General features: G+C 73.2%; 21 protein-coding genes. 17 read left to right on the forward strand and 4 right to left on the reverse strand.

Annotated elements, in window-relative coordinates; all coding sequences use genetic code 11:
* The first annotated feature begins 110 nt into the window (after positions 1–110).
* From ACFWB8_RS18080 to ACFWB8_RS18095, 4 genes are read left to right on the forward strand one after another with little or no spacing between them, the layout of a single operon-like run.
* Positions 111–1,421: an NYN domain-containing protein gene (locus ACFWB8_RS18080; RefSeq protein ID WP_385227314.1), complete on the forward strand. Its 1,311-nt coding sequence runs from the start codon at positions 111–113 to the stop codon at positions 1,419–1,421.
* A 28-nt stretch (positions 1,422–1,449) separates the two neighbouring features.
* Entirely contained in the window at positions 1,450–2,490 is a 1,041-nt protein-coding gene (locus ACFWB8_RS18085) for an ABC transporter ATP-binding protein (protein WP_385227317.1), read from the forward strand.
* Positions 2,487–3,263 (forward strand): ABC transporter permease, encoded by a 777-nt coding sequence (locus ACFWB8_RS18090; RefSeq protein ID WP_385227320.1) that lies wholly within the window; start codon positions 2,487–2,489, stop codon positions 3,261–3,263. Before ACFWB8_RS18085 ends, ACFWB8_RS18090 begins: the two co-directional genes overlap by 4 nt.
* A 49-nt stretch (positions 3,264–3,312) precedes the next feature.
* Complete coding sequence (locus tag ACFWB8_RS18095) at positions 3,313–3,954, forward strand: hypothetical protein (protein WP_385227323.1); 642 nt, start codon at positions 3,313–3,315, stop codon at positions 3,952–3,954.
* A 71-nt stretch (positions 3,955–4,025) separates the two neighbouring features.
* On the opposite strand, the gene ybaK is transcribed toward ACFWB8_RS18095, so the two are convergent.
* The 3 genes from ybaK to ACFWB8_RS18110 are packed head-to-tail and all read right to left on the reverse strand — an operon-like array spanning position 4,026 to position 6,925.
* Positions 4,026–4,523 carry a Cys-tRNA(Pro) deacylase gene (ybaK, locus tag ACFWB8_RS18100; protein WP_385227326.1) on the reverse strand — a complete coding sequence of 166 codons (498 nt, stop codon included), beginning with the start codon at positions 4,521–4,523 and terminating at the stop codon, positions 4,026–4,028.
* A 16-nt stretch (positions 4,524–4,539) separates the two neighbouring features.
* Complete coding sequence (locus tag ACFWB8_RS18105; protein ID WP_385227329.1) at positions 4,540–5,277, reverse strand: LON peptidase substrate-binding domain-containing protein; 738 nt, start codon at positions 5,275–5,277, stop codon at positions 4,540–4,542.
* Between the two features lie 46 nt (positions 5,278–5,323).
* Positions 5,324–6,925, reverse strand: a complete 1,602-nt coding sequence (locus tag ACFWB8_RS18110) for an oxidoreductase (RefSeq protein ID WP_385227332.1) — start codon at positions 6,923–6,925, stop codon at positions 5,324–5,326.
* Positions 6,926–7,076: 151 nt separating this feature from the next.
* On the opposite strand from ACFWB8_RS18110, the gene hisD reads away from it, so the two are divergent.
* From hisD to hisF, 8 genes are read left to right on the forward strand one after another with little or no spacing between them, the layout of a single operon-like run.
* Positions 7,077–8,399, forward strand: coding sequence for a histidinol dehydrogenase (gene hisD / locus ACFWB8_RS18115; protein ID WP_385227335.1), 1,323 nt, complete (start codon positions 7,077–7,079; stop codon positions 8,397–8,399).
* Positions 8,396–9,511 (forward strand): histidinol-phosphate transaminase, encoded by a 1,116-nt coding sequence (locus tag ACFWB8_RS18120; RefSeq protein WP_385227338.1) that lies wholly within the window; start codon positions 8,396–8,398, stop codon positions 9,509–9,511. The genes hisD and ACFWB8_RS18120 overlap by 4 nt, the downstream gene beginning before the upstream one ends.
* Entirely contained in the window at positions 9,508–10,101 is a 594-nt protein-coding gene (gene hisB, locus ACFWB8_RS18125) for an imidazoleglycerol-phosphate dehydratase HisB (protein WP_266577736.1), read from the forward strand. Before ACFWB8_RS18120 ends, hisB begins: the two co-directional genes overlap by 4 nt.
* A 2-nt stretch (positions 10,102–10,103) precedes the next feature.
* Positions 10,104–10,271, forward strand: coding sequence for a hypothetical protein (locus tag ACFWB8_RS18130; protein WP_385227341.1), 168 nt, complete (start codon positions 10,104–10,106; stop codon positions 10,269–10,271).
* Positions 10,268–10,918 carry an imidazole glycerol phosphate synthase subunit HisH gene (hisH, locus tag ACFWB8_RS18135; protein WP_385227344.1) on the forward strand — a complete coding sequence of 217 codons (651 nt, stop codon included), beginning with the start codon at positions 10,268–10,270 and terminating at the stop codon, positions 10,916–10,918. The genes ACFWB8_RS18130 and hisH overlap by 4 nt, the downstream gene beginning before the upstream one ends.
* Positions 10,918–11,655, forward strand: coding sequence for a bifunctional 1-(5-phosphoribosyl)-5-((5-phosphoribosylamino)methylideneamino)imidazole-4-carboxamide isomerase/phosphoribosylanthranilate isomerase PriA (priA, locus tag ACFWB8_RS18140; protein ID WP_385227347.1), 738 nt, complete (start codon positions 10,918–10,920; stop codon positions 11,653–11,655). The genes hisH and priA overlap by 1 nt, the downstream gene beginning before the upstream one ends.
* Positions 11,652–12,041 (forward strand): RidA family protein, encoded by a 390-nt coding sequence (locus tag ACFWB8_RS18145; protein WP_385227351.1) that lies wholly within the window; start codon positions 11,652–11,654, stop codon positions 12,039–12,041. Before priA ends, ACFWB8_RS18145 begins: the two co-directional genes overlap by 4 nt.
* Complete coding sequence (hisF, locus tag ACFWB8_RS18150; protein ID WP_385227354.1) at positions 12,038–12,793, forward strand: imidazole glycerol phosphate synthase subunit HisF; 756 nt, start codon at positions 12,038–12,040, stop codon at positions 12,791–12,793. The genes ACFWB8_RS18145 and hisF overlap by 4 nt, the downstream gene beginning before the upstream one ends.
* Positions 12,794–12,945: 152 nt before the next feature.
* Here hisF and ACFWB8_RS18155 read toward each other — a convergent pair whose 3' ends face one another.
* The gene (locus tag ACFWB8_RS18155; protein ID WP_385227357.1) at positions 12,946–13,578 is read right to left on the reverse strand and encodes a TIGR03085 family metal-binding protein; all 633 of its coding nucleotides are present in this window, start codon (positions 13,576–13,578) and stop codon (positions 12,946–12,948) included.
* A gap of 84 nt (positions 13,579–13,662) precedes the next feature.
* Between ACFWB8_RS18155 and hisI the strand changes: the two genes are divergently transcribed.
* From hisI to ACFWB8_RS18180, 5 genes are all read left to right on the forward strand, one after another.
* Entirely contained in the window at positions 13,663–14,046 is a 384-nt protein-coding gene (hisI, locus tag ACFWB8_RS18160; protein ID WP_385227360.1) for a phosphoribosyl-AMP cyclohydrolase, read from the forward strand.
* A 20-nt stretch (positions 14,047–14,066) separates the two neighbouring features.
* Entirely contained in the window at positions 14,067–15,557 is a 1,491-nt protein-coding gene (locus tag ACFWB8_RS18165; protein WP_385227363.1) for an anthranilate synthase component I, read from the forward strand.
* 14 nt (positions 15,558–15,571) lie between these two features.
* Positions 15,572–16,231 (forward strand): TIGR02234 family membrane protein, encoded by a 660-nt coding sequence (locus tag ACFWB8_RS18170; protein WP_385227366.1) that lies wholly within the window; start codon positions 15,572–15,574, stop codon positions 16,229–16,231.
* Between the two features lie 140 nt (positions 16,232–16,371).
* Entirely contained in the window at positions 16,372–16,632 is a 261-nt protein-coding gene (locus tag ACFWB8_RS18175) for an HGxxPAAW family protein (protein ID WP_385227369.1), read from the forward strand.
* Positions 16,633–16,700: 68 nt separating this feature from the next.
* Positions 16,701–17,186 carry a DUF2752 domain-containing protein gene (locus ACFWB8_RS18180; RefSeq protein ID WP_385227372.1) on the forward strand — a complete coding sequence of 162 codons (486 nt, stop codon included), beginning with the start codon at positions 16,701–16,703 and terminating at the stop codon, positions 17,184–17,186.
* The last annotated feature ends 42 nt before the right edge of the window (positions 17,187–17,228 follow it).

Below are 17,228 nucleotides of genomic sequence, written 5' to 3' on the forward strand. Positions count from 1 at the left end.
CCTTCCCCCCGCCCGCCCCGGATCCGCCACGCCGATGATCGAGTTCCGGCCTTCAACCCCCTTGCGGTCGGGCAGACTCGGGGAAACTCCAAGGACCCCCAGGGAAGAGGGTGGTACGCGTGGACCGCTGCGTCGTCCTGGTGGACGCCGGCTATCTGCTGGGCGCCGCCGCGAGCCTCCTCGCAGGGGAGCCCTCCCGCTCCCGGATCACCGTCGACCATGCCGCTCTGATCCAGGGGCTGCGCGAACGCGCCGAGGCCGACACCGAACAGCCGCTGCTGCGGATCTACTGGTTCGACGGTGCACCCGACCGGGTGCCCCAGCCCGAGCACCGCCGGCTGCGCGTCATGCCCCGGGTCACCGTCCGGCTCGGCGCCCTGACCCGCAGCGACGGCCGCTGGGCGCAGAAGGGCGTGGACGCCGCCATGCACGCCGAGCTCACCGAGCTGGCCCGCAACCGCGCCTGCTCCGACGTCGTCCTGGTCACCGGCGACGGGGACCTGCTGCCCGGCCTGATGTCCGCCAAGGAACACGGGGTCGCCGTCCACCTCTGGGCCGTCCAGGCCGCCGACGGCGACTACAACCAGTCCGAGGACCTCGTCGCCGAGGCCGACGAACGCCGCGTCCTGGACCGCGCCTGGATCACCCGGGCCGTCCGCGCCCGCGACCTCACCGGACTGTGCGCCCCCGCGCCCGCGCCCCGCCCCGAGATCGCCGCCATCCTCTCCGCGCCGCTGCCCGAAGCGGCCCTGGCCGAAGCCGCGCGCAACGGCAACGGCAGCGCCGCCCCCGAGGAGCCCCGGGACCACGGCTCACCCGTACCGGCGCCCACCGCCGGCGGCGCGGGCAAGGCCGCCGTCCCCACGCCCAAGGACCTCGCGGGCTCCCTGCGCGCCACCGGCCAGAGCGCCCCGGCCGGCGGCCAGAACAACGGCCCGCAGGCCAACCCCGCCGGAAGCGCCCTGCGCTGGTCCTCCGACAAGGGCTGGATCGACCGGGCCGGACCGCTCGGCGAGCCCGCCGAGACGGCCTCGCTGCCCACCCTCGCCCAGCTCACCTCCGCCGAGCAGCGCTGGGCGGACCGCGAGGAGGACATCACCACCGTCGGCGGCGACCCCTTCGAGGTCGGCCAGGTCTTCGCCCGCCGCTGGATGGAACGGCTCCCCGAGACCGTGCACCTGCAGAAGCTGGCCACCATGTACCCGCGGATCCCGCACCGCATCGACGGGGAGCTGCTGCGCTACGCCGCCCGGTTCGGCCTCCTGGCCCACAAGGACGACCAGATCGACGAGCACGACCGCTACGCCATCCGGGCCGGGTTCTGGCGCGAGATCGACGTACGGGCCGCCGCCGAGCACCTGTCCGCGACACCCGGTCAGGCCGCCGCAGCCCCCGTCCCGGCCGCCCCGGCAGCCGAGTAGGGGCGGGAACCCCGTAGGCTGCTCCCTCGTGAGCACGGGCACAGCACAGGCGAAAATCGGCGTGGCGGCGGCCGGGGGGTCGGCCTCCGACGTGGTCTGCGCGGTGCGTGACTTGGTCAAGACCTATCCCGCGGTACGGGGTCGGCGCGGGGCTCCCGCCCTGCCCGAGACCCGCGCCACCGACGGGATCTCCCTGGACGTCCGGCGCGGCGAGATCTTCGGCCTGCTCGGCCCCAACGGCGCCGGCAAGTCGACGCTGGTCCGGCAGCTGACCGGCCTCATGCGGCCCGACTCCGGAGCCGTGACCCTGCTCGGCCACGACCTGGTGCGCCACCCCGAGCGCGCGGCCCGGCTGCTCGCCTACCTGGGGCAGGAGTCCACCGCCCTCGACGAGCTCACGGTGGCGCTGGCCGCCGAGACCACCGGACGGCTGCGCGGGCTCGGCGCACGGCAGGCGCGGGCCGCGCGGGACTCCGTACTGGAGGAACTCGGGCTGACCGACATCGCCGCGCGGCCCCTGAAGAAACTCTCCGGCGGGCAGCGGCGCCTCGCGTGCGTCGCCGCCGCGCTGGTGGGCGAGCGGCCCGTACTGGTCCTCGACGAGCCCACGACCGGCATGGACCCGGTGGCCCGGCGGGCCGTCTGGGCGGCCGTCGACCGGCGGCGCGCCGAGACCGGCGCCACCGTGCTGCTGGTCACCCACAACGTCATCGAGGCCGAGACCGTCCTCGACCGCGTCGCCGTCATCGACCAGGGCCGGGTCATCGCCTGCGACACCCCTGCCGGGCTCAAGGCCGCGGTCTCCGACGAGGTCAGACTGGAACTGGTGTGGCGGACCGCGCCACCGCTGGACGTGCCGCAGGTCGCGGCGCTGGCGGCCTCGGCCACCGAGTCCGGGCGGCGCTGGGTGCTGCGGCTGGGCCAGGACGAGGCCCGGGCCGCGGTCGCCGCGGTCACCGGGGGGCGGGCCTTCGCCGCACTCGACGACTTCACGCTGGCGACGCCGAGCCTGGAGGACGTGTACCTCGCGCTGGGCGGGCGTACCTCGAAGGGACTGGTGAAGGCGTGACGACCGCCCTTACCGCTGTCGGTGTGCTCGCGCCGCGGGCGCGGTTCTTCCCCGCGCTGGCCGCCGTGTACCGGGCGCAGCTCTCGCGGGCCCGCGTGTCGCGGATACCGCTGCTGTTCGTGGCCACCTTCCAGTCCGTCGGGATCATGATCCTGATGCGCGGGGTGGTCGACGGCGGCTCCGAGGCGCGTGCGGTGGTCGCCGGGTCCTCGGTGCTGGTCGTCGCCTTCGTCGCGCTGAACCTGCTCGCGCAGTACTTCGGCCAGCTGCGGGCCGGCGGCGGGCTCGACCACTACGCCACCCTGCCCGTGCCGCCCGCGTCGGTGGTGCTGGGCGCGGCCGCCGCGTACGCCTCCTTCACGCTGCCGGGGACGCTGGTGACGGCCGTCTTCGGGTGCGTGCTGTTCGGGCTGCCGATGAGCGGGCTGTGGATCCTGGCCGCGGTGGTACCGCTGGCCGGGGCCGCGCTCGCCGGGCTCGGTGCGGCGCTCGGGCTGCTCGCGCCGCGCCAGGAACTGGCCACGCTGGCCGGGCAGCTGGGCATGTCGGCGGCGCTGCTGCTGGGCGTGCTGCCGCCGGAGCGGATGCCCGACGTGGTCGTGTGGGCGCGGGACCTGCTGCCGTCGACGTACGGGGTCGAGGCCTTCGCGCGTACCTTCGCGCCGCACCCGGACTGGGCCGCGGTCGTCCTCGACCTCGGCGTGTGCGGGGCGGTCGGGGTGCTCTCGCTGGCCGTCGCGACATGGGCGTACCGGCGGGCGGCGGTCCGCTGACGCCGGTGCCGGGCGGCCCCCCTCGTTCCAGACCTGGCACGATGTGCGGGTGACCGAAGCCGTAACCCCTCATGACCAGTCGCCGTCGCCGCTCCCGTCGGAGTCCGACGCGGCCATCACCCCGGCGGACATCCGCGACGGGGCCGCCGTCGCCCTGGCGGTGGGGGTGGCCGGAGTGCTGCTCGGGCTGCTGTGGGCGTGGCTGGCGCCGCGGGTGCAGTACGTCTCGAACGGCGAGGCCGTCTTCCTGCGGAACACCGAGAGCGAGGCGCGGATCGGGTCCGACGGGACGTTCATGCTGCTGTCCGTCGGGCTGGGTGCGCTGAGCGCGGTGCTCGTGTTCCTGTGGCGCCGGCGCGGTGGCGTCCCGCTGGTGATCGGCCTGGTGATCGGGTCCGGCTTCGCCTCCCTCGTGGGGTGGCGGCTCGGGCTGTGGCTGGGGCCGACGTCCGATCTGGTCGCGGCGGCGAAGGCGGCGGGCAAGGGCGTCACCTTCGACGCTCCCCTGGAGCTGTTGGCGCACGGGGTGCTGCTGGGCTGGCCGATGGCGGCCGTCGTCGTCCACCTGGCCCTGACGGCCCTGTGGTCCCCCAGCGAAGCCCCCGCCCTCCCGGCCTGGCCGGGCACCTACCCGCCGGCGCACGTCCACACCCCCGACGCGGGCGCCGCGCCCGAGCCGCCGCGCGCCTGACCGCCCGTCCAGCCCCGCCGGCGTCTGAGGCGCGGGGGCCCGGGGGCGGAGTCCCGCAGCGGCACCGCGGGCTACGGGCGGGCGATGGGCGCCACGGCCGCCGACGTCAGCGCGGTCAGCGTGGCCGGGGGGAGTTCGACCTCCAGGCCGCGGCGGCCGGCCGAGACGCAGATCGTGGCGTGCGCGGCGGCCGAGGCGTCGACCACCGTGCGCAGGCGCTTGCGCTGCCCCAGCGGGGAGATGCCGCCGCGGACGTAGCCCGTCGTCCGCTCCGCCAGCGCCGGGTCGGCCATCGCCGCCCGCTTGCCGGCCACCGCCGTCGCCAGGGCCTTCAGGTCCAGCGAGCCCGAGACCGGGACCACCGCCACCGTGAGGACCCCGTCGACCTCCGCGACCAGGGTCTTGAAGACCCGGTCCGGGGAGACGCCCATGGCCTGTGCCGCCTCCTCGCCGTACGAGGGATGCGCCGGGTCGTGCTCGTACGCGTGCACCGAGAACTGCGCACCCGCCGCCGTGAGGGCCGCGATCGCCGGGGTACCGGCCGGCGCGGCCAGCTTCTTCTTCGCCATCAGTTCGGATCCGCCGTCAGTTCGGGCTCGTCGGGTTGCGCGTCAGGTCCACCGCCGGCAGCGAGGGCAGGTGGCGGATCACCGCCGTCTCGGTGCGCAGGAGCCCCAGCTCCTCCGCCAGACGGGTCGCGGTGTCCGGGGCCTGGAGCAGGCGCTGCTTCGCCGGGATGTCCAGCACCGCCGCCGCTGCCACCAGGTAGGAGACCACCGACGGCTCGTCGGGCAGTTCCGCCCCCGTCAGGGAGCGTTCGCGGGCTCCGGCCAGCCGCTTCTGGTAGTTGCGGAACGCCCGCAGCACCCCCTCGGCCAGCGCTCCCGCGCCGTCGCCGGAGTCCTCCGGGAGTTCCTCCAGCTCCGCCGTCAGGTACGGGCCCGAGGAGTCCACCGACAGCAGCCGCACCCGCGTCGTGCCCGTCGCCAGGACCTCGAAGCTTCCGTCCTCCCGCTCCCGGATCGTCGCCGCGTCCGCGATGCAGCCCACGCGGTGGAAGGCCTGGATCGGGTCGGCGCCGAAACCGGCGGCCGGGCCGCGCTCGGGCAGGGCGGTCGGGTCCGGCAGGCCCGGGGCGGTCGGGGCGACCTCGCGGCCGTCGCGGATGGCGACGACCGCGAAACGGCGCGGCTCGTCCTCGCCCGTCTTCAGCAGCTCGCGCATCATGGCGCGATAACGCTCCTCGAAGATGTTCAGCGGGAGGACGAGTCCCGGGAACAGCACCGAGTTCAGCGGGAAGAGGGGCAGGCGAACGGTGGTCACGACGCACAGGGTAGTGGCCTCGGCCCGGGACCGTCTCTCCTGCCCGTCACCCCCGCCGCAGCAGCCGGGACGCTCCCGCCGCCACCGTCGTGGCCAGGATCCACCCCAGGATGACGAGGGCGGCGGCTCCCCACTGCCAGCCGCCCTGCAGCTTCCACTGGTCCTGCTGGCCGAGATCGATGACCGGCAGCAGCAGGTCGAGGGCGTAGAGGGCGGGGTCCCACTGCGGGTGCTCGTCCGCCTTGATCGCCGGTGGCTCCCGGTGCCAGGAGAAGAGCAGGGTGCCCGCCGCCCACAGCACGGCCATCCACAGCGCGGCCCGGCCCGGGCGGTAGCCGTAGACCACCGTCCAGTCCTGGAGGTACCCCCACGCCTTCACCGCAGGCGGCAGGGTCGCCCGCCGCCTGCGCTGCTTGGCGAGCAGCACCTCGCGGGCGTCCGCGTCCTCCCCGGAGGCGCGCAGCACCGCCGCGAGCCGCTCGTACGGCTCCGGGGAGTACTCGGGGGTGGCCGCCTCGACCCAGGCGAGGCGGCGCGACAGCGGGAAGTGGCCCCGGGGCACGAGGTTCTCGTAGGCGAAGCCCTCCATCGACACCCGGCCCGGGCCCGGCCAGCTCGTGGAGGTGTCGACGAGCTTGACCACCTTCGCCCCGGACACCACCACCCGCCCGTGCTCCGGCTGCTCGCCCACGAACCGCAGCTCCGGGGTCTGGATCCGGCGCAGCGAGACCTCCTGGTCCTCGGCCAGGAGGAAGCGCGCGCCGTAGAAGTCGACCGCGTCGCCGAAGCGGCCGTCGTCGAGGCGCAGCCCGCCCCGGCATTCGAAGCGCTGCGCCCGCTGCCCGCGCGTCGGGGTCTGGCCCAGCCCGTACGGGGGAGTGGAGGACCCGGAGTCGCCCGGGGTGTAGCCGAGCGCGATCGAGGTCAGGTACAGGGTCCGCTCGACCGTCAGCTGCGGGGCGTTGAGCGCGCGGCGCCCGTACGGATTGCGCAGGCGGGCGCCGCGCAGGTTCATCGACACGCCGACCTTGGCGCCGCGCAGGCTCACCTCGCCGTACGTCTCCAGCAGCTCGCCCTGGAAGTCCTGCGCGACCGACATGCCGTCGGCGGCGATGGCCCGCCCCTTGTTGTCGCGCTGCACCACGGCCTGGCTGATCAGCAGGTCGGTGCCGATCTGCGCGTCGGTCAGCCGGATGCCGCGGGCCACCCGGCACCGCGGCATGTGTAAATCGCCCTCGGTGTGCAGCCGCGCCGCCTCCAGCCGGGGTATCGCGCAGTTCATCAGCCGCAGCGTGCCGAAGCGGGCCTCCGAGAGCTGGATCTCGCTGTCGAAGCGGCAGGACTGGATCTCGACGTACGGGGAGACCGTGCCGCCGGAGAGATCGAGCCGCCCGGTGATGCGTACGCCGCGCAGCTTCAGCGACGCGACCCGGCCCGGGACCGGCGGCGGGCCGTGCAGCAGCAGCCGCGCCACCACCTGGGCGCGGACGCTGCGCTCGGGGCCCCACACCCGGTCGGTGTGGGGATCGTCCTGGTCGGCGGCCCGGGCGCTGAGATCGCAGACGCTGCCCGTCCGGTACGCGCTCCACATGCCGAGCTCCGGCCCGGTCAGATCGGCCGGCGCCTCGCCCACGCGTGTTTCGGCCATGGCGGCCCCCCTCCGCTGGTCAAGCTCTTCGCAGCCGCTGCCCGCGGACTGCGTGTACATGAACGCTAATGGCCGCCAGTGACATCCGGGGCGTGTATCAACCAGTGATACGGGCGAACGGTGGCGTGAGGCGGTCTGAGAGAATCGGGGGGTGATCTCTCGTATCGACCTGCGCGGTGACGCCCTCCCCGAGGGCGGCGCCCTGCGCGATCTGCTGCCCCGTGCCGAGTTCGACGTGGAAGCCGCCCTGGAGAAGGTGCGGCCCATCTGCGAGGACGTCCATCATCGTGGCACGGCGGCGCTGATCGAGTACGCGCAGAAGTTCGACGGGGTGGAGCTGGAGCAGGTCAGGGTGCCCGCCGAGGCGCTCAAGACCGCCCTCGACGAGCTGGACCCGGCCGTCCGCGCCGCCCTGGAGGAGTCGATCCGGCGCGCCCGGATCGTGCACCGCGAACAGCGCCGCACCGAGCACACCACCCAGGTGGTTCCGGGCGGAACGGTGACCGAGAAGTGGGTTCCGGTGGAGCGCGTGGGGCTGTACGCCCCGGGCGGCCGCTCGGTGTACCCGTCCTCCGTCGTCATGAACGTCGTACCGGCCCAGGAGGCGGGCGTCGAGTCGATCGCGCTCGCGTCCCCGCCGCAGAAGGAGTTCGGCGGTCTGCCGCACCCCACGATCCTCGCCGCCTGCGCGCTGCTGGGCGTCGACGAGGTGTACGCGGTCGGCGGGGCCCAGGCCGTCGCGATGTTCGCGTACGGCACCGAGGACTGCACGGCCGCCAACATGGTGACCGGCCCCGGCAACATCTGGGTCGCCGCCGCCAAGCGCTACTTCACCGGCAGGATCGGCATCGACACCGAGGCCGGACCGACCGAGATCGCGGTCCTCGCGGACTCCACGGCCGACCCGGTGCACGTCGCCGCCGACCTGATCAGCCAGGCCGAGCACGACCCGCTGGCCGCGGCGGTCCTCGTCACGGACTGCGCGGAGCTCGCGGACGCCGTCGAGAAGGAGCTGGCGCCGCAGGTCGCGGCCACCAAGCACGTCGAGGACCGGATCAAGCCGGCGCTCGCGGGCCGGCAGTCCGCGATCGTGCTGGTCGACAGCCTGGAGGACGGCCTCAAGGTCGTCGACGCGTACGGCGCCGAGCACCTTGAGGTCCAGACCGCCGACGCGGCCGCCTGGGCCGCCCGGGTGCGCAACGCCGGCGCGATCTTCGTCGGTCCGTGGGCCCCGGTCTCGCTCGGCGACTACTGCGCCGGGTCGAACCACGTGCTGCCCACCGGCGGCTGCGCCTGCCACTCCTCGGGCCTGTCCGTGCAGTCCTTCCTGCGCGGCATCCACATCGTCGACTACACGCGCGACGCCCTCGCCGAGGTCACCCACCACGTGGTGACCCTCGCCGAGGCCGAGGACCTGCCCGCGCACGGCGCCGCCCTGAAGGCGCGCTTCGGCTGGAAGGTACCGACCTCATGACCGGCACCATCGGCATCGACGACCTCCCCATCCGGGACGAGCTGCGCGGCAAGACCCCGTACGGCGCCCCCCAGCTCGACGTGCCCGTCAAGCTGAACACCAACGAGAACCCGTACGAGCTGCCCGAGGAGCTCGTACGGCGCATCGCCGAGCGCGTTGCCGACGCCGCCCGCACCCTCAACCGCTACCCCGACCGTGACGCGGTCGAGCTGCGGACCGAGCTGGCCGCCTACCTCACCCGTACCGGCAAGCACCCGGTCGCCATGAAGAACGTCTGGGCCGCCAACGGCTCCAACGAGGTCATCCAGCAGCTGCTCCAGACCTTCGGCGGGCCGGGCCGCACCGCGATCGGCTTCGAGCCCTCGTATTCGATGCACGCCCTGATCAGCCGCGGTACCGGGACGGGCTGGATCTCCGGCCCGCGCCGGGACGACTTCACCATCGACGTGGAGGCCGCGGAGCGGACCATCGCCGAGCACGCCCCCGACGTCATCTTCATCACCTCGCCCAACAACCCCACGGGCACCGCGGTCGGGGCCGAGACCGTCCTCGCGCTCTACGAGGCCGCGCAGGCGGCCAAGCCCTCGCTGGTGGTCGTCGACGAGGCGTACGTGGAGTTCAGCCACCGGGACTCGCTGCTGCCCCTCATCGAGGGCCGGCCGAACCTGGTGATCTCCCGGACCATGTCCAAAGCCTTCGGCGCCGCCGGACTGCGCCTGGGCTACCTGGCCGCGCACCCCGCGGTCGTGGACGCCGTACAGCTGGTGCGCCTGCCGTACCACCTCTCGGCCGTCACCCAGGCGACAGCGCTCGCGGCGCTGGAGCACACCGACACCCTGCTCGGCTACGTCGAGCAGCTCAAGGCCGAGCGGGACCGCCTCGTCGCCGAACTGCGGGCGATCGGCTACGAGGTCACCGAGTCCGACGCGAACTTCATCCAGTTCGGGACGTTCGAGGACTCCCACACCGCCTGGCAGAAGATCCTCGACCGGGGCGTCCTGGTCCGGGACAACGGCGTACCGGGCCGGCTGCGGGTCTCCGCGGGCACCCCGGCCGAGAACGACGCGTTCCTGGAAGCGGTTCGCGCACTCAAGAAGGAGCAGCACGCATGAGCCGCATCGGACGGGTCGAACGGACCACGAAGGAGACCTCGGTCCTCGTCGAGATAAACCTCGACGGCACCGGCAAGGTCGACGTCTCGACGGGCGTGGGCTTCTACGACCACATGCTCGACCAGCTCGGCCGCCACGGCCTCTTCGACCTCACGGTCAAGACCGACGGCGACCTGCACATCGACAGCCACCACACCATCGAGGACACCGCCCTCGCGCTCGGCGCCGCCTTCAAGCAGGCCCTCGGCGACAAGGTGGGCATCTACCGCTTCGGCAACTGCACCGTGCCGCTCGACGAGTCCCTCGCCCAGGTGACCGTCGACCTCTCCGGCCGCCCGTACCTCGTGCACACCGAGCCCGAGAACATGGCGCCGATGATCGGCTCGTACGACACGACGATGACCCGGCACATCTTCGAGTCCTTCGTCGCGCAGGCCCAGATCGCGCTGCACATCCACGTCCCGTACGGCCGCAACGCCCACCACATCGTGGAGTGCCAGTTCAAGGCCCTCGCCCGCGCCCTGCGCTACGCCGCCGAGTTCGACCCGCGCGCGGCCGGCATCCTGCCCTCCACGAAGGGCGCCCTCTAGCCGTGAACGGCCTCAACACCATCCTGATCGTCGTCGGCCTCTTCCTGGCCGGCGGCGTCTACTCCTTCCAGAAGCAGCAGATGCCCAAGTCGGTCGTCATCCTGCTCGCCATCGCCTCCGCGATGTGTCTCGTCGCCGGAGTCCTGCGGATCCAAGGAATCTGGGAATGAGCGCTGCCGCCCCCACCAAGAAGGTCGTCGTCTTCGACTACGGCTTCGGCAACGTCCGCTCCGCCGAGCGCGCCCTCGCGCGCGCCGGCGCGGACGTGGAGATCACCCGCGACTACGACAAGGCCATGGACGCCGACGGACTCCTCGTCCCCGGCGTCGGCGCCTTCTCCGCCTGCATGCAGGGCCTGCGGTCCGTCCGCGGCGACTGGATCATCGGCCGCCGGCTCTCCGGCGGCCGCCCGGTCATGGGCATCTGCGTCGGCATGCAGATCCTCTTCGAACGCGGCATCGAGCACGGCGTCGAGACCGAGGGCCTCGACGAGTGGCCCGGCACGGTCGGCCCGCTCAAGGCCCCGGTCGTCCCCCACATGGGCTGGAACACCGTCGACGCCCCGGCCGACAGCCAGGCCTTCGCCGGCCTCGACGCCGACGCCCGGTTCTACTTCGTGCACTCCTACGCGGCGCACCAGTGGTCCCTGGAAGTCACCAACCCGCTGATCCGCGCCCCCAAGGTCACCTGGGCCACCCACGGCGAACCCTTCGTCGCGGCGGTGGAGAACGGGGCCCTGTGGGCCACCCAGTTCCACCCCGAGAAGTCGGGCGACGCCGGAGCCCAGCTCCTCACCAACTGGATCGAGACCCTGTGATGACTGTGCCCACAGCCAAGCTTGAACTCCTCCCCGCGGTCGACGTCCGCGACGGCCAGGCCGTACGCCTCGTACACGGCGTCTCCGGCAGCGAAACCTCCTACGGCTCCCCGCTGGAGGCGGCCCTCGCCTGGCAGGCCGCCGGCGCCGAATGGCTGCACCTGGTCGACCTGGACGCCGCCTTCGGCACCGGGGACAACCGCGCGCTCGTCGCCGAGATCACCGGCGTCATGGACATCAAGGTCGAGCTGTCCGGCGGCATCCGCGACGACGCCTCGCTCGCCGCCGCCCTCGCCACCGGCTGCACCCGCGTCAACCTCGGCACCGCCGCCCTGGAGACCCCCGAGTGGGCCGCCAAGGCCATCGCCGAACACGGCGACAGGATCGCGATCGGTCTCGACGTCCGCGGCACCACCCTCAAGGGCCGCGGCTGGACCAGCGAGGGCGGGGACCTCTACGAGACCCTCGCGCGCCTGGACTCCGAGGGCTGCGCCCGGTACGTCGTCACCGACATCGGCAAGGACGGCACGCTGACCGGCCCCAACCTGGAGCTGCTGCGGGGCGTCTGCGCCGCCACCGACCGGCCGGTCGTCGCCTCCGGCGGCGTCTCCAGCCTGGACGACCTGCGGGCCCTGTCCGAGCTGGTGCCGCTCGGCGTCGAGGGCGCCATCGTCGGCAAGGCCCTGTACGCCAAGGCGTTCACCCTGGAAGAAGCCCTGAAGGCGGTCTCCGCATGAGCAGCACTCCCGAGGTGCGCCGCATCTCCTCCGGCGGCGCCTACGAGGACGTCATCGGCTACTCCCGCGCCGTCCAGCTCCCGAACGGCCTCGTCCTGGTCTCCGGCTGCACCGCGGCCGACGCCAACGGCCCGTACGACCAGGCCGTGGGCGCCTTCGACGTCGCCTTCAAGGCCCTGGCTCAGGTCGGCCTCGGCCCCGAGCACGTGGTCCGCACCCGGATGTACCTCACGCACGCCCGGGACGTGGACGAGGTCGGCCGCGCCCACAAGACGCTCTTCGACGAGGTCCGGCCCGCCGCCTCCATGATCATCGTCTCCGGGTTCGTCAACCCCGGCATGGTCGTCGAGGTCGAGGTCGAGGCGTACAAGCAGGTGTCCTCATGACCCTCGCGGTACGGGTGATCCCCTGCCTGGACGTGGACAACGGCCGGGTCGTCAAGGGCGTCAACTTCCAGAACCTGCGCGACGCCGGCGACCCGGTGGAGATGGCCAAGCTGTACGACGCCGAGGGCGCCGACGAGCTGACCTTCCTCGACATCACCGCGTCCTCCGGGAACCGCGAGACCACCTACGACGTGGTGCGCCGCACCGCCGAGCAGGTCTTCATCCCGCTGACCGTCGGCGGCGGGGTCCGCACCGCGGACGACGTGAACAAGCTGCTGCGGGCGGGCGCGGACAAGGTCGGCGTGAACACCGCCGCCATCGCCCGGCCCGAGCTGATCCGGGAGATCGCCGAGCGTTTCGGCCGGCAGGTGCTGGTGCTGTCGGTGGACGCCCGCCGCACCCCCACCGGCTCCTTCGAGGTCACCACGCACGGCGGCCGCCAGGGCACCGGCATCGACGCCGTCGAGTGGGCGCACCGGGCGGCCGAACTGGGCGCCGGGGAAATCCTGCTGAACTCGATGGACGCGGACGGCACCAAGAACGGGTACGACACCGAGATGATCGCGGCGGTGCGCAAACACGTCACGGTCCCGGTCATCGCCTCGGGCGGCGCGGGCGAGCTCGCGCACTTCCCTCCGGCGATCGCGGCGGGCGCCGACGCGGTGCTCGCGGCGTCCGTGTTCCACTTCGGCGACCTGCGGATCTCCGAGGTCAAGGACGTCCTGCGCGAGGCGGGCCACCCGGTCCGCTGAACCGCCGGACAGGCTGAACGGGACCCCGGGCTCCGCCCGGACCCGCGCCCCGGGTACCCCCGGACTTCGTCAGGGGGTACCCGGAGGCCGGCTTTCGGCCGGCGTTCGAGGCGCGGGTCCGGGGCGGAGCCCCGGCAGGGCCGCCGGGCGGGTCAGATGCCGAGCTTCGCCGTCGTCAGGGAGGCCACCGCCGACTTCTCGCCGTCCAGTTCCACCGCGGCAGCGTCCTGGCGGCCGAAGCAGAACAGCGTCAGCTCGCCCGGCTCGCCGGTCACCGTCACCACCGGCGCGCCCTTGTGCGCCACCGCCGTCTGGCCGTTCGGGCGGCGCAGCACCAGGCCCACCGGGGAGCGGCGGCCCGTCAGCCGGGCCAGCTTCTCCAGCCGGTACCACAGCGCGTCCGCGAACACCGGGTCCAGCACCCGCGGCGACCAGTCCGGCTGCGCCCGCCGGACGTCCTCCGCGTGCACGAAGAACTCCACCGCGTTCGCCGCCTCGTCGATCTGCTTCAGCGCGTACACCGACAGCTTCGGCGGACCCGTCCGGATCAACTGGATCAGCTCCTCGTAGGGCTTGGCCGCGTACTCGGCCATCGCCGCGTCCAGCCGTCCCTTGAGCACGTTCAGCAGCAGACCGCCCGCCGCGTCCGGCCGGCGCTCCCGGACGACCACGTGCGCCGCCAGCTCCCGCGCGCTCCAGCCGTCGCACAGCGTCGGCGCCTCCGGGCCGGCCGCTTCCAACAGATCGGCCAGCAGCAGTCGTTCACGCTTCGCATGGGTAGACATGCGGGCCAGCCTACGGCCGGAACCCGCCCCATGGCTGCTCATCAGGCGGACAGTGATCCGTAACCGCGACCTTCTCGCGGCACAATGGCACCCATGAGTACGTCTTCCCTCGACCCCGCCATCGCCGCGCGCCTCAAGCGCTCCGCGGACGGTCTGGTACCGGCCATCGCCCAGCAGTACGACACCGGCGAGGTGCTCATGCTCGGCTGGATGGACGACGTGGCCCTGCACCGGACCCTGACCACCGGCCGCTGCACGTACTGGTCGCGCAGCCGCGGCGAGTACTGGGTGAAGGGGGATACTTCCGGCCACTTCCAGCACGTGAAGTCCGTCGCCCTCGACTGCGACGCCGACACCGTGCTCGTCAAGGTGGACCAGGTCGGGGCGGCCTGTCACACCGGCGCTCGCACTTGCTTCGATGCCGATGTCCTGCCCCTGGCCGACGCCTCCGGCCAGGCCGCCGAATAGGTTAGGAAAGGTCCCACCCGATGGATCTCGAGACGTTCCGCAAGCTCGCGGCCGACCGCCGCGTCATCCCCGTGAGCCGCAAGCTGCTGGCCGACGGGGACACCCCCGTCGGGCTCTACCGCAAGCTGGCCGGCGAACGTCCGGGAACCTTTCTGCTGGAGTCCGCCGAGAACGGCCGCTCCTGGTCCCGCTACTCCTTCGTCGGCGTACGGAGCGACTCGACCCTCACCGTCCGGGACGGCCAGGCCCACTGGATCGGCTCCGCGCCCATCGGCGTCCCGACCGCCGGCGACCCGCTGGAGGCCCTGCGGCTGACCGTCGAGGCCCTGCACACCCCCCGCGACCTCGCCTCCGGCATGCCCCCCTTCACCGGCGGGATGGTCGGCTACCTCGGCTACGACATCGTGCGCCGCCTGGAGCGCATCGGCGAGCACGGCACCGACGACCTCCAGCTGCCCGAGCTGACCATGCTCCTCACCTCCGACCTGGCGGTCATGGACCACTGGGACGGCACGGTCCTGCTCATCGCCAACGCCATCAACCACAACGACCTCGACACGGGTGTGGACGAGGCGTACGCGGACGCCGTCGCGCGGCTCGACGCCATGGAGGCCGATCTCGCCCGGCCCGCCCCTTACACCCCGGCCCCGCTGCCGGTCTCCGTACTGCCCCCCTACGACGCGCTGTGGGGCGGCGAGGAGTACCAGGCGGCCGTCGTGGACATCAAGGAGCGCATCCGGGCCGGCGAGGCCTTCCAGGTGGTGCCCTCGCAGCGGTTCGAGACCCCCTGCCTCGCCTCCGCGCTGGACGTCTACCGGGTGCTGCGGGCCACGAACCCGTCGCCGTACATGTACCTGTTCCGCTTCGAGAACGGCTTCGACGTGGTCGGGTCCAGCCCCGAGGCCCTGGTCAAGGTCGAGGACGGCCACGCCATGGTGCACCCGATCGCCGGCACCCGGCACCGCGGCGCGACCCCGCAGGAGGACAACGACCTCGCGGACGAGCTGATGGCCGACCCGAAGGAGCGCGCCGAGCACCTCATGCTCGTCGACCTGGGGCGCAACGACCTGGGCCGGGTCTGCGAGCCGGGCTCCGTCGAGGTCGTCGACTTCATGACCATCGAGCGGTACTCGCAGGTCATGCACATCGTCTCGACCGTGACGGGCCGTGTCGCCGAGGGCAAGACCGCCTTCGACGTGCTCACCGCCTGTTTCCCGGCCGGCACCCTGTCCGGCGCTCCCAAGCCGCGCGCCATGCAGATCATCGAGGAGCTGGAGCCCTCCCGCCGCGGCCTGTACGGCGGCTGCGTCGGCTACCTCGACTTCGCCGGGGACTCCGACACGGCCATCGCCATCCGTACGGCGCTGCTGCGCGACGGGACCGCGTACGTCCAGGCCGGCGCGGGTGTCGTCGCGGACTCGGTGCCCGAGCTGGAGGACAAGGAGTGCCGCAACAAGGCGGCCGCCGTGCTCCGCGCGGTGGGAGCGGCGAACCGGCTCCACAGCCGCTGAGGCGGTAGGGGATAGTGGGGTACGTGAGTGCCGTACCCCCGCCCCGAAACGACGCCGCCTCCGAGCCCGAGGGCCCCGACGCCGCAGCCGGCCGCAGCAGCCGCCGCAGCGTTGCCGTGGCCCTGTTGCTCGGCACGCTCGGCGCCACCGTCGTCCTGCTCGCCTCCGGCCGCGTCTGGGCCCGCGGGAGCGCCGCCCTCGGCGGGGGCTCGCTGCCGCTGACCGCGGACGGGCGGGCCGTCACCGGCCTTCCGGCGGCCCTGGCCATCGTGGGCCTGGCCGCCCTGGTCGCCGTCTTCGCCGTACGCGGCAAGAGCCGGCTGCTGGTGTCCGGGCTCCTCGCGCTGAGCGGCCTGGGCGCGGCGCTGGCCGCGCTCTTCAACGCCGACGGCCGCCGGGCGCTCGACGCGGAGGCCGCCCGTGCGGCGGCGGACACCGCGGCGCACGTGGCCGGACTGACGCACACGGCGTGGCCCTACATCACGGCGGCCGGGGCGGCCCTGATCCTGGTGGCGGGGCTGCTGGCCCTGCGCTACGGACGGGGCTGGCCGGCCATGGGCGGCCGCTACGAGCGCGACGGGAGCCCGCGTGCCCGCAGGGTCGCGGCGGTGGACCCGGACCGGCCCGAGGACCTGTGGAAGGCCCTGGACCGGGGCGAGGACCCCACCCGCTGAGGGCGCGACCGGCCCGCGACCACCCCGCGACCGGGCCCGGACCGACCCGCTGGACGCGGACACCGCCCGGTGCGGGACAATGACCACCGAGCGTTCGACACAGCACGTGCGACGTGCGACAGAGCAACGAGGAGCAACTCATGGCGGGCACTAGCCACGGACACACCCCGGCCGCCTGGACCGGTGTCATCATCGCCTTCATCGGTTTCTGCGTCTCCGGCGCCTTCATGGTGCTGGCGAACCCGCTCGGCTTCTGGGCCGGCCTCGTCGTCGTCGCGCTCGGCGGTGTCGTGGGCATGGCCATGAAGGCCGCGGGCATGGGCGCGCCGAAGGCCCCCCACAACGACCTCGCGGAGGTCATCGCCGCCAACGCCGCCGGCAAGGTCCCCGCGAAGGTCTGAGTCGGCAGCGTCGACGTCACGACCGTCGGCTTCGAGAGGCGCGGCCCTGTCGGGCTGCGCCTTTTGTCATGAGCGGAGAGAATCAGCTGGTGGACGCCTCTCGCACTTCCGACGCGGTGCCGCCCCGGGCACCGGCGGCCCCCGCGCCGGCCCCCTCCCGGGCCCGGCGGCTGGCCGCCCCGGCGCTCACGCTGGCCGCCGCCGCCGCGGCGCTCGCGTACGTGGGCACCGTGGACCCGAACGAGCCCGGCCACTATCCGGTCTGCCCGCTGTTCCGGCTCACCGGAATTCTCTGCCCGGGCTGTGGCGGACTGCGCAGTGCGCACGCGTTCGCCCACGGCGATCTCGTCGCCGCTTTCGGGGCAAACGCGATGGCGGTGGTGGGCTATTTCGCCTTCGCGGGCTTCATGATTCTTTGGCTGGTTCGCGCCGGTCGGGGCGGCCCGTCTCCGCGGTTCGCCCTGAGGCCGCTGTACTGGTGGGGGATCGGTGCCGTGGCCTTGGTCTTCTCGGTTGTCCGAAACTTGCCCTTCGGCTCGGCACTGGCGCCCTGAGGTATAGATGAAGTGCAGATTCCGAATGTCCACTTAATGGGA

The sequence above is a fragment of the Streptomyces sp. NPDC060031 genome, assembly GCF_042736805.1.
In the GTDB taxonomy this organism is placed as follows: domain Bacteria; phylum Actinomycetota; class Actinomycetes; order Streptomycetales; family Streptomycetaceae; genus Streptomyces.

What these genes read in the sequence shown, in the direction of transcription:
- ybaK (WP_385227326.1), bottom strand. Translation starts at nt 4,523, where the DNA reads ATGGCGAAGAAGAAGCTGGCCGCGCCGGCCGGTACCCCGGCGATCGCG.
- ACFWB8_RS18110 (WP_385227332.1), bottom strand. Translation starts at nt 6,925, where the DNA reads ATGGCCGAAACACGCGTGGGCGAGGCGCCGGCCGATCTGACCGGGCCG.
- ACFWB8_RS18120 (WP_385227338.1), top strand. Translation starts at nt 8,396, where the DNA reads ATGACCGGCACCATCGGCATCGACGACCTCCCCATCCGGGACGAGCTG.
- hisB (WP_266577736.1), top strand. Translation starts at nt 9,508, where the DNA reads ATGAGCCGCATCGGACGGGTCGAACGGACCACGAAGGAGACCTCGGTC.
- hisH (WP_385227344.1), top strand. Translation starts at nt 10,268, where the DNA reads ATGAGCGCTGCCGCCCCCACCAAGAAGGTCGTCGTCTTCGACTACGGC.
- priA (WP_385227347.1), top strand. Translation starts at nt 10,918, where the DNA reads ATGACTGTGCCCACAGCCAAGCTTGAACTCCTCCCCGCGGTCGACGTC.
- ACFWB8_RS18145 (WP_385227351.1), top strand. Translation starts at nt 11,652, where the DNA reads ATGAGCAGCACTCCCGAGGTGCGCCGCATCTCCTCCGGCGGCGCCTAC.
- hisF (WP_385227354.1), top strand. Translation starts at nt 12,038, where the DNA reads ATGACCCTCGCGGTACGGGTGATCCCCTGCCTGGACGTGGACAACGGC.
- ACFWB8_RS18155 (WP_385227357.1), bottom strand. Translation starts at nt 13,578, where the DNA reads ATGTCTACCCATGCGAAGCGTGAACGACTGCTGCTGGCCGATCTGTTG.
- hisI (WP_385227360.1), top strand. Translation starts at nt 13,663, where the DNA reads ATGGCACCCATGAGTACGTCTTCCCTCGACCCCGCCATCGCCGCGCGC.
- ACFWB8_RS18165 (WP_385227363.1), top strand. Translation starts at nt 14,067, where the DNA reads ATGGATCTCGAGACGTTCCGCAAGCTCGCGGCCGACCGCCGCGTCATC.
- ACFWB8_RS18175 (WP_385227369.1), top strand. Translation starts at nt 16,372, where the DNA reads ATGGCGGGCACTAGCCACGGACACACCCCGGCCGCCTGGACCGGTGTC.
- ACFWB8_RS18180 (WP_385227372.1), top strand. Translation starts at nt 16,701, where the DNA reads ATGAGCGGAGAGAATCAGCTGGTGGACGCCTCTCGCACTTCCGACGCG.